We start from the raw sequence: 15,010 nt of genomic DNA on the forward strand, positions 1-15,010 counted from the left end.
CATTAAGGGGATGGTGTAAATGATTAAAGAAGTTGAAAGAAACTTGTCACAAGAGACTAAAAAATCAAGTATTCTGAAGTTCTTTATTTGCAGCGCATTAGGAATTTTTGTCTTTTTCGTACCGGTGACGATTAATGGGACGTCATCTATTATGCTGGATCATGTAGTGACGCTGATTCAAACGACTATTCCATTTATTGCTAAGTTAGCGATTATGGCAGTCATTATTGCAGGTGGAGTATATCCGTTCGTTAAGGGGACCTGGAAGAGGAATACGACGGAATTGCTGTTTACCATCTCTAAAGTATTAGGTGTCTTTATTGGATTTTATTATTTTTCAATATCGGCCCTGCATGGTTATTGAATGAACATACGGGACACTATGTCTTTAACTATCTCGTGATTCCAGTCGGTATTACCGTGCCGGTCGGGGGTGCTTTGCTAGCCTTGCTGGTTGGTTACGGCTTGCTGGAATTTGTCGGAGTTTATGCACAAAAAGTGATGTATCCGATTTGGCGGACGCCTGGACGCTCTGCTGTAAATGCACTCGCTTCCTTTGTCGCTAGTTTTGCAGTCGGTCTGCTGATTACGAACAAAGAATATAAGGAAGGTAAATTTTCGAAAAAACAAGCAGTGATTATTGCGACAGGTTTTTCAACTGTAACGGTAGCTTTCATGATTGTCATTGCTAAGACTTTGAAATTAATGGATGTGTGGAATTTATACTTCTTCGTAACATTATTTGTGACGGCGGCGGTGACTGCTATTACCGTGCGCATCTGGCCGATTAAACAAATCAGCGAAGAATATTACGATGAACCCTTTGAAGAGGAAGATATCAGCCATTTAAAAGGAAAAGAAAAATTCCGCTATGCATGGAGAAAAGCGATGGAAGCCGTAGAAACATCGCCAAGTATTCTGCGCAACATCTGGATTAACTTTAAAGATAGTATTGTGATGACAATGAGTATCCTGCCGTCCATTCTATCTATCGGTTTGATTTGCTTGTTGCTGTCAGAATATACACCGATATTCGATTACTTTGCGTATATTTTCTATCCATTCACTTGGGCTTTGCGCATACCGGATAGTTTCTTAGCTGCAAAAGGTTTGGCAATCGGCATAACGGAAATGTTCTTGCCATCTTTAATTGTAATCAAAGCAGCGATAGCCACAAAGTTTATTATTGCAGTCGTATCAGTGTCGACAATTATCTTCTTCTCGGCTAGCGTACCGAGTATGCTTTCGACGGATATTCCGTTGAAAGTACGTGACTTGATTGTTATCTGGTTCGAACGTACGATTTTGAGCTTGTTGATTGTGACACCAATCGCATATCTTATTTTTTGAAAAATAGAGAGGTGCTGGGAAATGAATGAATTTCTCAGCGCCTTTTGTATTTGTAATATGAGATAACAGGTCTGAAAATTGCTGGTGAGTTTTGCCATTATAAGCGGCATATCCACTTAACTAACAGCACCGCCGCACTATATTACCCTCGCCACACTCCCCTGTTTCACGCACTCTTCCCATCTCTCCCGCTCTCCAAGGCTTTCTTTTCCGAGAAAAGCGCACTAGAGGATGAAACGCTTCCAATTTTGTCGTACAATTGAATTATAGTGGAATTGTATGCGTGTTCAGCGGTTGTGGGCCGCTACATAATACGGACATTAGAGAGAAAGGGGAGTCTGATATGATTGTGCTTACGATTCTTCAATTTATTATTAATATTATTTTAGTGGCGCGCTGTTTGCGGTTATTATTACGGCGCTGGTCTTGTTGTTCAAGGATAAGAGACAGAAGCAACATAGTGTGCTGCGCAATTATCCGGTGTTGGCACGGGTGCGTTACTTTTTTGAAAAGATTGGACCGGAGTTGCGTCAGTATTTGTATTCTGATGATACGAAGGGCAAGCCGTTTTCGCGGAGCCAGTATACGAGTATTGTGAAGGCGGGCAAGTATAAGTCGCGTATGGCGAGTTACGGAACGGAGTATGATTATGAGGATGGATTTTATATCCAGAATACGATGTTTCCGAAGCAAGCGGCGGAGTTGCGTATTGATCAAACGGGCATGATTTCGACGTTTGTTTATAAGATTGATAATGAGCGTTTGTTTGATCGTGATGAGCATCGTGTTGAGGACAAAGTGGATCCGTTTTATTTGTCTGACGAGGATGCGGTGGTGCTTGGCGAGAATTTAGAACATCCTTTTAAAGTGAAGCGTTTGGTCGGGCAATCGGGCATGAGTTATGGTGCGCTCGGCGGAAATGCGATTACTGCGTTGTCTATTGGTTTAGGACGCGCAGGAACTTGGATGAATACCGGTGAGGGCGGTTTGTCCAATCATCACTTGAAGGGCGGCGGCAATATCATTTTCCAAATTGGCCCCGGGTTATTTGGTGTCCGCACAGCTGATGCGAAATTTGACCCTAAGGCTTTCAAGACTTTGGCAAAAAGAGACCAGGTGAGAGCTTTCGAAATTAAGTTGGCACAAGGTGCGAAAACGCGCGGTGGCCATATGGAAGGCGAGAAAGTGACGGAAGAAATCGCGAATATTCGTCATGTGGAACCGGGCAAAACGATTAATTCACCGAACCGCTTCGAATTTATCCATAATAATGATGACTTGCTTGATTTCGTGACGCAGTTGCAAGAAATGGGCCAAAAACCAGTCGGCTTCAAAATCGTAGTCAGCAAGGTGGCTGAAATAGAAAAATTGGTGAAAACGATGGCCGAACGTAATGAATATCCGAACTTCATCACAGTGGACGGCGGTGAAGGCGGTACTGGCGCAACTTTCCAAGAATTGCAAGATGGCGTCGGCCTACCGTTATTTACTGCCTTGCCGATTGTTTCTGGAATGCTGGAAAAATATGGCATCCGTGATCATGTTAAAATCTTCGCTTCTGGTAAGTTGGTCACACCTGATAAAGTGGCGATTGCGCTTGGATTGGGCGCGGATTTAGTCAACGTGGCGCGCGGTATGATGATTAGTGTGGGCTGCATTATGAGTCAGCAATGCCATATGAACACTTGTCCTGTCGGCGTAGCCACTACAAATCCTAAGTTAGAAAAAGGTTTGATTGTCGACGAGAAAAATTATCGTGTTACCAATTATATTACCAGCATGCATGAAGGTTTGTTCAACCTGGCAGCTGCAGTCGGTGTGGAAAGCCCGACAGAAATTTCGCAAAACCATGTCATTATAAAAGAAGGCGGCGGTTTGCGTACCATTGGCGACTATAAATTGAAACTGATTGAGACGGGACGCGAAGCAGAACGTCAAAGAGATACTGCTTCTTAAAAAGAGAACTTAGTGAGGTTAGCTATGAAGGAATCTATTAATACAGATTCTTTCATAGCTTTTTTGTGTGGGGGGAGCAGAACAGAAATAATTTTCGATTAAAATTATTTCGTCGTTCTGCCCCGGCAAGGCTAACTAGAATAGAAAAAAGCTTGGAACAAGCGCATTTTCTGTTCAGATAGCTACTGCCAGCTCAGGAATTGAGATTTATATTCAGTATTGATATGAATATTTCCAGGCCTCAAAAGGGTATATTGGACAAGATGGAAGTGGACGTGTCCAATAAACGGATATATCGGCCAAGATGGGAGTCAACGTGTCCAATAAACAGATATATTGGCCAAGAATGAGTTGAACGTGTCCAATAAACGGATATATTGGCCAAGATGGGAGTCAACGTGTCCAATAAATGGATATATTGGCCAAGATAGGAGCGAACATGTCCAATAAACGAATATATTGGCCAAGAATTGAGCGAACGTGTCCAATAAACGAATATATTGGCCAAGAATTGAGTGAACTTGGCCAATATCTTGCTTTTCTAGACACAACTCGAAAACTAGTGTCTAGAAAGCGGCGTTATTTAGACATAACTCGAAAACCAGTGTCTAGAAAGTGGTGTTATCTAGACACTTCTCGTAAACTTATGTCCAGATTCCGCCCTTTTCTAGACACTTCTCGCCAACTAGTGTCTAGATTCGCTCCCCACACGCCCGCATCATCCACACGCCCCAACCTTTAACGCAATTCACAAACAAACTTAAAGCGCTCTACATTTATCCTATGGTATGATAGGGGACGTCTAAAAAAGAGAAACGATAATAAAGCATGCATTATAAAGGAGATGACCCATGTCACTAAAATCTAAATTAATTATGATTGTTACGATGCTGCTCGGCGGTTTCTTCGGCTTACTGAATGAGACCTTACTGGCAACCGCACTCCCCAGCATTATGAAAGATTTTCATATTGAATATACGCAAGTGCAATGGCTGACGACGGCCTTCTTGCTGACAAACGGCGTAGTGATTCCGCTCTCAGCCATGATCATCCAACGTTACAGCACACGCCAAGTCTTCTTGACGGCGATTCTGATATTTTTAATTGGCACAGTAGTTGCTGGCTTCAGCCCGAACTTCACTATCTTGCTCATCGCACGTGTGGTTCAAGCATTAGGTTCAGGTATCATGATGCCATTGATGATGACGACCATCCTCGATATATTCGAACCGCATGAACGTGGAAAATATATGGGAATCTTCGGATTAGTAATCGGCTTAGCACCAGCAATCGGGCCGACTTTATCCGGATATCTCGTTGAATACTATAATTGGCGCTCACTCTTCCACGTCGTGACACCGATTGCCGCCATCACTTTCTTGCTCAGCTTGAAATTTATTAAAAATGTCGGCACGACACGCAAAGTACCGATTGATCTCCTTTCCATTATTTTCTCAGTGCTAGGATTCGGCGGTCTCCTATACGGTACGAGCTCAATTTCACGCGATGGCTGGAATGACCCGATTGTCCTGACAACCATTATCGGCGGCTTGATTTTAGTCAGTCTCTTTATTTTCCGCCAAACGCGTCTCGCAACACCTTTACTCGACTTTCGCGTCTTTAAAGAAGGTCAGTTCGCAGTCGGCATTTTAATCATGGCACTGACGATGATTGCCATGATCGGCTCAGAAACCGTCTTGCCGATTTTCGTGCAGAACATCATGGGCAAACCAGCTTTAGAATCTGGCTTGACACTATTACCTGGCGCCATCGTGATGGGCTTCATGTCCGTCTTCTCAGGTTTGCTTTTTGAAAAATTCGGAGCGAAAAGCCTCGCCTTCATCGGTATGGGCATTGTCGTCATTACGACATCCTATTTCGTCTTTATGGATGAACACACATCCACCGCCATGCTGTCGACAGTATATGCGATCCGTATGATTGGGATTGCACTCGGCTTGATGCCATTGATGACACATACCATGAACCAGTTGTCGCACCAGATGAATGCACACGGGTCCTCGATGACCAACACTGTGCAACAAATTTCCGCTTCAATCGGAACAGCTATCCTCTTTACCATCATGAGCCATTACGCGAAAATCTTTAAACCGGATATGGCAGATTACAAAGGATTGGCTCCCAAAGCAATTAAAGCAAACATCGCCCGAGACGCTATGCTGAATGGGTACCATGCTGCCTTCTGGTTTACCTTCATTATTGCAATTATCGCGTTCTTCAGTGTCTTCTTGCTGAAAAGCAAAAAGAAAGCCCGGAAATCGGCTTATGTTGAAGATAACGCCTAATATTTGTACGCAACCCTTCCTATATAACACACCCCAAATGTTGAACTTATCCCTTCAACGTTTGGGGTGTTTAAATATGTGTTTCTCACAAGCATCCACCCACCTTTCCAAAGCCTTCTTTTCCGAAAGGAATTTAAAAAAGCAATAGATTAAAATCAATTTTAAATTATATTGACACCCTCTAAGCCGCAACTTATAATTATATTGATAACGATTATCAATTTCATTTGTAAAGAATAAATTAGGAATTTGAGAGAAAACAAGAGGTGACGATATGAAAAAGGTAACATCAGTTTTATTGGCGACGTCGATTTTATTAGCAGGGTGCGGTAATGGCAGCAGTGATTCGAAGGATAAAAAGGAAGCAGATTCTAAGTCTTCTTCTGAAAATAAAAAAGAACTAAAGCATGCGACTAATGAATATAAAAAGTATACTGACAAACAGTTGGACGAATTCTTGAAAGGTACTGAGGACTTCACAAAAGCGGTTAAAGATAAAGATGCTGAGAAAGCGAAGGAATTGTATCCGAAAGTGCGTATGTATTATGAACGTTCTGAGCCGGTTGCGGAAGCTTTCGGTGATTTAGATCCGAAGATTGATGCGCGTTTAGCAGATTTGAAGGAAGAAAATAAGGATTCTGAATGGACAGGCTACCATAAGATTGAGAAAGCGTTGTATCAAGATAATCAATTGAATGCTCAAACGGATAAAGATGCGGATCAATTGTTGAAAGATGCGAAGGAATTAGATGCGAAAGCGGATACTTTAGATATTACGCCGAAATTGATGTTGCAAGGGGCAGTTGACTTGTTGAATGAAGTTTCTACTTCGAAAATTACAGGTGAAGAGGAAATTTATTCTCACACTGACTTATATGACTTCAAAGCAAACATTGAAGGGGCACAAAAAATCTATGAACTCTTCAAGCCGATTTTAGTGAAAAAAGATAAAAAATTAAGCGATACGATTCAAACGAACTTTGATAAAGTGAATAAATTACTTGATAAATATAAAGAAGGTGACGGTTACGCGTCTTATGACAAAGTCACAAAAGAAGACCGTAAAGCGTTATCTGATGCGGTAAATGCGTTAGGAGAACCGTTAAGTAAGATGGCTGTGGTTACAGAATGACACAAGACAAGCATGAAGGTAATGAAGTATCCCGTCGTTCTTTTCTGAAAATGTTAGGAATCGGCGGAGCAGGTGCAGTAATCGGAGCGAGCGGTGTCGGCGGTATCTTCACGTTCAAATCTATGTTTGATACACCTGAAGATAAAGAGAATGATGCCTATGAATTTTATGGGAAAGTACAGCCAGGCATTACGACGCCTTCGCAGAAAAATGTAAATTTCGCAGTCCTTGATTTGAAGAGCAAAGACAAGGCTGCAATTAAAGAGATGTTTAAAGAATGGACGAAAATGAGCGTTAAGATGATGGACGGTTCCTTAATCGGGAAATCGACGAAGAACAGTCTGCTTCCGCCTGAAGATACAGGAGAAGCGGTCGGGCTCGGTGCAAGCAAACTTACGTTAACATTCGGTGTCAGCAAATCCTTTATGAAAAAGCTCGGGCTCTCCAGCAAGATTCCAAGCGATTTCAAAGACTTGCCGCACTTCCCGAACGACCAGCTCGATAAAGCCTTCACAGGCGGCGACATCATGATTCAAGCCTGCGCAAACGATCAGCAAGTGGCCTTCCACGCCGTGCATAACCTGATTCGACCGTTCCGCGACCTGATTCAAGTCAAATGGTCTCAGACAGGCTTTGTGTCCGGCAAGCCGAAAGAAACCCCTAGAAATCTCATGGCCTTTAAAGACGGCACCGTGAACCCGCGCAGCAACGATGAATATAAAGATTACGTCTTTATTAACGACGGCTGGGCTAAAAATGCGACGTATTGCATTGCGCGTAAGATTCAAATTCATATCGAAACCTGGGATCGTACAGCTTTAGAAGAACAAGAAGCCACTTTCGGACGTTATCGTCACTCGGGTGCACCGCTCGGCAAGAAGAAAGAGTTCGATGAAATGGACTTGAAAGCTAAAGACAGTGCAGGACAGCCGGTCATTCCAGCTGATGCCCATGCGCGTTTAGCGAAAGAAGCTAAGACTTCTATTTTACGCCGTGCTTATAATTTTATGGATGGTACGAATGAAGAGACAGGCGCTTTGAACACCGGACTGCTCTTCTTATGCTTCCAGAAAGCACCGCAGCAATTTATCGACATCCAGAACCATTTAGGACATAAAGACAAGTTGAATGAATATATCACCCATCGAGGTTCAGGACTTTTCCTTATTCTTCCTGGGGTGAAAAAGGGAGGATATCTGGGTGAAACATTATTTAGTTAAAATCACATTTTGCCTGGCACTACTCGGCCTTCTTTTTCCCGTCAAAGCTTTACCAGTAAGTGCCGCGTCAGAAACGAGTATGAGTGATGCTTATATTGCGATTTCTGATGCGAAAGAGACGTTGAATGATAAAGGGAAGTCAGAAGCGGATAAAAAAGCAGCCGTGGATAAGGTGAAAACTGAGATTGACAAGCTAAAAATTAATGACAGCAAAGCAGGCAAGAAAGTCAAAAATGAAGTGAAAACGCTAGACAAAACACCTTCTGACCAGAAGAAAGCAGAAGACATGTCTGATTTGACGAAAGCCTTGATTGCTTATGAAAATGCGCAAGCTAGCGGCAACTCAGGCGCTGAAATAAAAAAATTACAAGATGCGGTTGACGGTAAAGATCAAGCAATGAAAGATGCCATCAAAGCCAAGGATCAAACGCAGTTGAAAGCCCTGAATGCACAATTGAATCAAATTTGGACCAGTAATGAAACGGTTATCCGAAATTATGATGCGGATAAATATGGTCAAATTGAAGTGGCGTTAATGCAATTGCGTGTAGCTGTGGAAAAGGAACCTTTGAAACCGCAAAAAGTAGAAACAGCATGGCAAACTTTCAAATCTGGTGTTGATAATGTCAACAAGAAACAATCTACAGATGCTAAAGGTCAATATCATGTGACGCAATTGAATGACGAACTGGATAAAGCCATTCAAGCGATTGATGATAATGATTTAGATAAAGCAGATGCAGCGTTAGGGAAATTCATTCAAGTTTGGCCGTATGTAGAAGGTAAGATTCAAACTAAGAACGGCAGTTTATATACAACAATTGAAGATAAAATCCCTTACTATCAAAGTATTCTAGATAATTCAAACAAAGATCGTGTGAAAGACGGGCTGTCTGATATTAATAAGGATATCAAAGACACTGTCGGCAAATCAGGTTATAATGCGATCGATGTCATGATTATCTTCTTGCGTGAAGGTCTAGAAGTCTTATTGATTGTCATGGCTTTAGTTACCATGACACGTCAGTCTGGAGATAAAAAAGGCACGTCAAGTGTCATAGGAGGCGCCTTGCTCGGTTTAGTATTGAGTTTAATACTGGCATTTGTCTTTATACAAACACTTGGCAACAGCGGTATCTTGCGTGAAGGTATGGAAGCGGTATTAGGTATCGTAGCTGTAATCTTGATGTTCGCGGTAGGTATCTGGATGCACAATAAATCCAATGCACAACGATGGAATCAAATGATGCAATCTATGTATGATAAGGCAGCCAACAATCGCAGTCTAGCCTTGTTAGGCTTAATCGGTTTAATTTCCGTCATGCGTGAAGGCGTTGAAGTGATTTTATTCTACATGGGTATGATAGGCGAAGTATCAGTGAAAGACTTTATATTAGGTATCGGAATTGCGCTTGTGATTCTCGCTATCTTTGCGGCACTCTTCCGCTTCATCGTCAAACTCATCCCAATCCGTTACATTTTCAGAGTACTTTCTATCTTAATCTTTGTCATGGCCTTTAAGATGCTCGGTGTCAGCATTCAGAAAATGCAATTGCTCGACACAGTACCACAACACAGCATTGAACATTTGCCGACATTAAGTTGGATTGGATTCTATCCAAGTTGGGAAACGATTATACCGCAACTTATTTTTATAGCATTAATCGCACTCTACACTTATTTTTCAAATAAAAGAAAAACAGCATAAAAAGACACCCGTTTTACACATGATATTGTGCAGAACGGGTGTTATATTTATTTCTCAGGAAATGTCTGCGGATGGCGCAACTGCGTAACTTTCACAATCACCATACTGACTTCGAATAATAAAATTAAAGGAATAGTTAATAGAATGTTCAGCAACAAGTCCGGCGGTGCGACAATACTGGCACCTACAAAACACGCGAAATAAACATATTTACGTGATTTCGATAACTGATGCGCATCGATCAAACCAAATCTCGCTAAACCGAACAACACTACCGGCAATTGGAACAAAATGCCAAAGATGAGCAGCCAACGCAAGAGTTCCGATAAATACTCCTTGAAGCCGATCACCGGCGCAATATCCATGATTCCCGATAAATTAAGCGAGAAATGGATAATCAGCGGGAAGCCGATAAAGTACGCAAAGGCAATACCTGCTAGGAAAAAGAAAGCACAGAAAGCACTATACCTTCTAATAAAGCCTCTTTCATTTGCATGCAAACCAGGCGCGATAAAAGCCCATAACTGATAGAAAATAATCGGTGAAACCAGCAGCAAGGCACCAAAGAAAATAATCATGACATAGATTTGAATCATTTCCGTAAAGGAAAAAGCATGCAAAGTCATATTGCCACGTTTAATTTCATGGATAAACGGATGCATCCACCAGTGCGAAGAAATGTACATGATGAGTACAGCAACAATAAAAGCAATACCTGCTTTAAGCAAGCGGCTGCGTAACTCTCCAAAATGGCCGAGCAAGCTAGAAGTATAGCTGCTCGTTTGGGTGGCGTAGGATTCTGATTCTATAGTGTCGTTATTTTGTTGATTCTTTACGTTGAGATTCTGAGGGTTTACTGGGTGTCTCGTGCGAATCTTCATCTATATGCTCAGCAGCAGATTTAAATTCTTTCAAAGTCGATCCGATAGCTCTGCCGAATTGAGGCAATTTCGTCGGACCGAAAATAATTAAGGCGATAATGGCAATGACAACTAAACTCGTAGGACCAGTGATACCAAGGACAAATATATTTGTAAACATAAAGTTGTACCTCTCTTAAAGATTGATTACCTTTACTTTATACCTGTTGATAAAGATTATCAATATCAATTAAAAATAAATTTTGACAAAAAGCGGGAAAATGAGAGGGGCGTTAGTTTGAGAGTGAGATCTAAGCAGAAAATATTGGATTGTTATGTGCGAGTGAAGGTAGTTAGAAGAAGAGGCGGGGCAGGAGCGGTAGGTGGGCGAGTAGGCGAGGAGGTGGCGCTTATACAGATAGGACTGAAAGTGTCTAGGCAAGGAAGTGGCGCCTATACAGATAGGGTCTAAAATCCTAAGCAAGAGATAGTTAAATTCCTTCTAAACCGTATAAAAAATAGCTATAAAAGAATCCGCTGTTGTAGATTCCTCTATAGCTAAACTAAGTATATTGCCACATGACAAAAAAATAAGCTAAATAAGTTTCGCAAGAACTTAATCAGCCAACCAAAAAGGTTCGTTTGGTATTCACAACCATGAATTGTGAGCCTTTACTCAGAGAGGATACTAGTTTCCGCCTAGTATCTTCTTTTGGTATAGCAAAAATATCATAGCATAAAACGAATAATATTACCATAACGAATTACAAAATATTACAATTTCGCCTAACAGAAAGTTGTCTGTTTGCTATCGATGGTGGTAAAATATTTTCATGAGTAAAGAACCTTGCACTTTTTTGTGAGTATCTCTCTGGGCCTTTAATTGGACAGCAGAGAGGGGTGATAGCGATGCATACATTGATAGAAATAAACATCAATGCAGATACGTTACTAACCGTTGTGTTAGTCTTTGTACTGATAGTGTTCGTTATAAGCCATAAGACAAAAAAATAAGCTGATTAAGTTTAATGAGAACTTAATCAGCCAACCAAAAGGTTCGTTTGGTATTCACAAGCACCAGTTGTGAGCCTTTACTCGGAAGATACTAGTTCGCCGCTAGTATCTTCTTTTTTAATACACATAAATCATAGCATGGAAATAAAGTTACCGCAACATATAATGTACAAAAACATTACAAATTAGCCTAACATAAAGTCGACTGATTTCAGTCTATATCCCCAACCGCACTACCACCGTTCTTTATAAGCCGTAAGACAAAAACGAGAAAACGCTTACACACAACCGCGCACATCCCCCCAGAATCTGTTAAAATAGTACAAACACTAAACAAAGGGGATGTTTACACATGACAGATTTACAAAATATTTCGCCGCAAGCCTTGCGTAAAAAAATTCGAGAAAAAGAAGTCACAGGACATACAAGCGGGATGGCAAAAGGTTACATTCAAGCCAATGTCGTTATTCTACCTTCAAAATATGCATATGATTTTTTAAAATTCTGTTTCAAAAATCCGAAAACCTGCCCATTGCTCGACGTCTCAGAAGTCGGCGAAGTCAACTTTTCCAAATACGGCAAAGATGCAGATATCACTACAGACGTAGGCGCTTACCGCGTTTATAAAAACGGAGAACTTATTGACACACCGACAGACGTACAAGACCTGTTTAACGAAGACATGGTCAGCTTCCTGATCGGCTGCAGCTTCACCTTCGAACACGCCTTGCTAGAAGCCGGAATTCCACTGCGCCATCTTGAAGAAGGCCACAACGTTCCCATGTACATCACCAATATACCCGCCGAACCAGCAGGACGCTTTGACGGCAACATCACAGTCAGCATGCGTCCCATGACCATGAAAGACGCCATCCGTGCCACAGAAATCACCACACATTTCAAGAACGTCCACGGCTCACCAATCCATATCGGCAACCCAGCAGACATCGGAGTAGAAGACCTAGACCATCCAGATTTCGGCGAACCCGTCCAAATTAAAGCCAACGAAGTACCCGTCTTTTGGGGCTGCGGCGTGACCCCGCAATCAGTCGCACTCGATGCCAAACCCGACCTGATCATCACACACGCACCTGGCCATATGTTCATCACCGACATCAAAGACAGTGAACTCAGTGACTAACCCCTGGCGGAAAAGAAAGACTTGGAGAGCACCTCCCTTTTTGAAAGGGGTGCTTTTTTTCATCCACTCCTCCTCAAAAAATACTACACACATTCCGGTATTTGTATATTTTTATTATATAAATCAACATTAAATGCAAATTGAGTTTTATATAAACTCTAAAAGGGAACAGATTACCGTGGTTTTATTTTTACACATATGTGAGGGGGATTTACATTGAGTAAACAAGAAGAAAATAATAATAAAAAGCTCGAGCAGTTGGAACAGTTTAAGAAAAACGGTAAAGACCAACCGATGACTACCAATAATGGTACAAAAGTCAGCGAAGACGAACTCACTTTAACAGCAGGCGAACGTGGGCCAAGCCTGCTTGAAGACTTTCATTTCAGAGAAAAAATTATGCATTTCGACCATGAACGTATTCCAGAACGCGTAGTACATGCACGCGGCTTTGGTGCTCATGGCGAATTCGAATTATATGAAGATTTATCAGAATATACATCAGCTGATTTCTTAACAAATACTGATAAGAAGACACCGTTATTTACGAGAATTTCTACAGTACAAGGTTCGAAAGGTTCTCCGGATACAGTTCGTGACGTACGTGGTTTCGCAACTAAATTCTACACTGACGAAGGTATCTTTGACTTAGTAGGTAACGATATTCCAGTCTTCTTCGTCCAAGATGCAATCAAATTCCCGGACGTGATTCATGCAGTGAAACCTGAACCTGATACAGAAACGCCACAAGGTGGTTCGGCACATGATACATTCTGGGACTTCTTTGCTGAAAATCCAGAAGCGTCACATACCACAATGTGGGTCATGAGTGACCGCGGTATTCCGAAAAATATTCGTCAACTTGAAGGATTCGGCGTACATACGTACCGTTTAGTTAACGCAAAAGGCGAATCTTTCTTTGTTAAATTCCATTGGCGTCCAGTATATGGTTTAGAATCATTAGTATGGGATGAAGCACAAATCTTACAAGGTAAAGATATCGATTTCCATCGTAAAGACTTACATGAATCAATCGAAAAAGGTGATTACCCAGCTTGGGAATTAGGTCTGCAAATTATTCGCGAAGACCAAGAATTTGATTTCGACTTCGATATCTTAGATCCGACTAAATTATGGCCGGAAGATGAAATTCCTGTAAAAATTGTAGGTAAAATGACATTGAACCGCAATGTAGACAATGTCTTTGATGAAATCGAACAAATCGCTTTCCATCCAGGACATGTCGTGCCAGGGATAGATTTCTCAGATGACCCACTCTTACAAGGTCGTCTTTTCTCCTACACAGATACACAAATTTCACGTCTTGGGGGCCCTAACTTTAACCAAATTCCTATCAACCGCCCAGTGAATAAAGTGCACAATAACCAACGTGATGCAATGTACCAAATGGATATCCATACAGATAAAACATCTTATCACAACAATGGTATGGAAGGTAACTGCCCATTCACTAGCTCTAAAGCACAAGGCGGTTTCGAACACTATCCAGAACGCGTTGAAGGTCATAAAGTGCGTACACGCAGTGAAAGTTTCAAAGACTATTACTCACAAGCTAAATTATATCTTAACAGCTTAACGCAACCTGAATATGACCATACAGTTGACGGTTTCTCATTTGAAATTGGTAAATGTAAAAGTATGGATGTGCGTCAACGCGCAGTTAATCAATTAAATAAAATTGACCGTGAACTTGCCGAACGTGTAGCAGATAATGTAGGCGTTACAGTTCCGGAAGAAAATGAAGAAGTAAAATCCGATAAAAAAGACAGTCAATTGACGATGGAAAAATATAATCGTCCATTACCAGGTCACTCAGTAGCCGTATTGATTAACGGCGATATCGATCCAGAAACATTGAAAAAATATGCAAAAGAATTTGCTTCAAACGGTTTAAACTATGCTTTCATTGGTAAACAACAAAAAGAATTGTCAGATGACATCACAGTGAATGACACTTATGAAACAGGACACTCTACTTTATTCGACAGCTTAGTGATTCTATCAGATGGCAATGGTTTAGTGCCGGATGCAGAAGAATTTGCAGCATTGGCTTACAAACATAAAAAGCCGATTATCTTTAACGAAGCGGCAGCTAAAGATTTACAAGATGGCAAAATCAAATTAGATGCACCAGGCGTCTTCACTTCAGATAATCCAGATACTATCGTGAAAGCATTTGATAAAGTGCGTTATTGGGATAGAAAATAAATAAGTGAATGAGATATTAAGCAAGATTTAGGGGCTAGGACATCAATTGGTGTCCTAGCCCTTTTATTGTGAGGAAAAGTTATTGGGGATGGGG

10 protein-coding genes and 1 pseudogene are annotated in these 15,010 nt (G+C 41.4%); 9 read left to right on the forward strand and 2 right to left on the reverse strand.

Annotated features, from left to right (window positions below):
- Positions 1-19 precede the first annotated feature (19 nt).
- From CNQ82_RS13260 to CNQ82_RS02400, 7 genes and pseudogenes are all read left to right on the forward strand, one after another.
- Complete coding sequence (locus tag CNQ82_RS13260; RefSeq protein ID WP_123143919.1) at positions 20-364, forward strand: hypothetical protein; 345 nt, start codon at positions 20-22, stop codon at positions 362-364.
- Positions 361-1,350 (forward strand): YjiH family protein, encoded by a 990-nt coding sequence (locus CNQ82_RS02375; RefSeq protein WP_240624912.1) that lies wholly within the window; start codon positions 361-363, stop codon positions 1,348-1,350. The genes CNQ82_RS13260 and CNQ82_RS02375 overlap by 4 nt, the downstream gene beginning before the upstream one ends.
- Positions 1,351-1,693: 343 nt before the next feature.
- A pseudogene (locus CNQ82_RS02380) lies at positions 1,694-3,306 on the forward strand (FMN-binding glutamate synthase family protein).
- Between the two features lie 851 nt (positions 3,307-4,157).
- Positions 4,158-5,612, forward strand: coding sequence for an MDR family MFS transporter (locus tag CNQ82_RS02385; RefSeq protein ID WP_123143920.1), 1,455 nt, complete (start codon positions 4,158-4,160; stop codon positions 5,610-5,612).
- 274 nt (positions 5,613-5,886) lie between these two features.
- Positions 5,887-6,744, forward strand: a complete 858-nt coding sequence (gene efeO / locus CNQ82_RS02390) for an iron uptake system protein EfeO (RefSeq protein WP_123143921.1) — start codon at positions 5,887-5,889, stop codon at positions 6,742-6,744.
- Positions 6,741-7,964, forward strand: coding sequence for an iron uptake transporter deferrochelatase/peroxidase subunit (efeB, locus tag CNQ82_RS02395; RefSeq protein WP_123143922.1), 1,224 nt, complete (start codon positions 6,741-6,743; stop codon positions 7,962-7,964). Before efeO ends, efeB begins: the two co-directional genes overlap by 4 nt.
- Positions 7,945-9,672 carry an FTR1 family iron permease gene (locus CNQ82_RS02400; protein ID WP_123143923.1) on the forward strand — a complete coding sequence of 576 codons (1,728 nt, stop codon included), beginning with the start codon at positions 7,945-7,947 and terminating at the stop codon, positions 9,670-9,672. The genes efeB and CNQ82_RS02400 overlap by 20 nt, the downstream gene beginning before the upstream one ends.
- Positions 9,673-9,719: 47 nt before the next feature.
- Here the strand turns inward: CNQ82_RS02400 and tatC are convergent, their stop codons facing one another.
- Together tatC and tatA are read right to left on the reverse strand one after the other, a co-directional pair.
- Positions 9,720-10,433, reverse strand: a complete 714-nt coding sequence (gene tatC, locus CNQ82_RS02405; protein ID WP_206125378.1) for a twin-arginine translocase subunit TatC — start codon at positions 10,431-10,433, stop codon at positions 9,720-9,722.
- Positions 10,434-10,488: 55 nt separating this feature from the next.
- Positions 10,489-10,713 carry a twin-arginine translocase TatA/TatE family subunit gene (gene tatA, locus CNQ82_RS02410; protein WP_123143924.1) on the reverse strand — a complete coding sequence of 75 codons (225 nt, stop codon included), beginning with the start codon at positions 10,711-10,713 and terminating at the stop codon, positions 10,489-10,491.
- 1,185 nt (positions 10,714-11,898) lie between these two features.
- Here tatA and CNQ82_RS02415 point away from each other — a divergent pair.
- Together CNQ82_RS02415 and CNQ82_RS02420 are read left to right on the forward strand one after the other, a co-directional pair.
- Positions 11,899-12,687 (forward strand): putative hydro-lyase, encoded by a 789-nt coding sequence (locus tag CNQ82_RS02415; RefSeq protein WP_123143925.1) that lies wholly within the window; start codon positions 11,899-11,901, stop codon positions 12,685-12,687.
- Between the two features lie 294 nt (positions 12,688-12,981).
- Positions 12,982-14,916 (forward strand): catalase, encoded by a 1,935-nt coding sequence (locus CNQ82_RS02420; protein WP_123145623.1) that lies wholly within the window; start codon positions 12,982-12,984, stop codon positions 14,914-14,916.
- Positions 14,917-15,010 lie beyond the last annotated feature (94 nt).

This window comes from Staphylococcus debuckii, from assembly GCF_003718735.1.
GTDB lineage: Bacteria > Bacillota > Bacilli > Staphylococcales > Staphylococcaceae > Staphylococcus > Staphylococcus debuckii.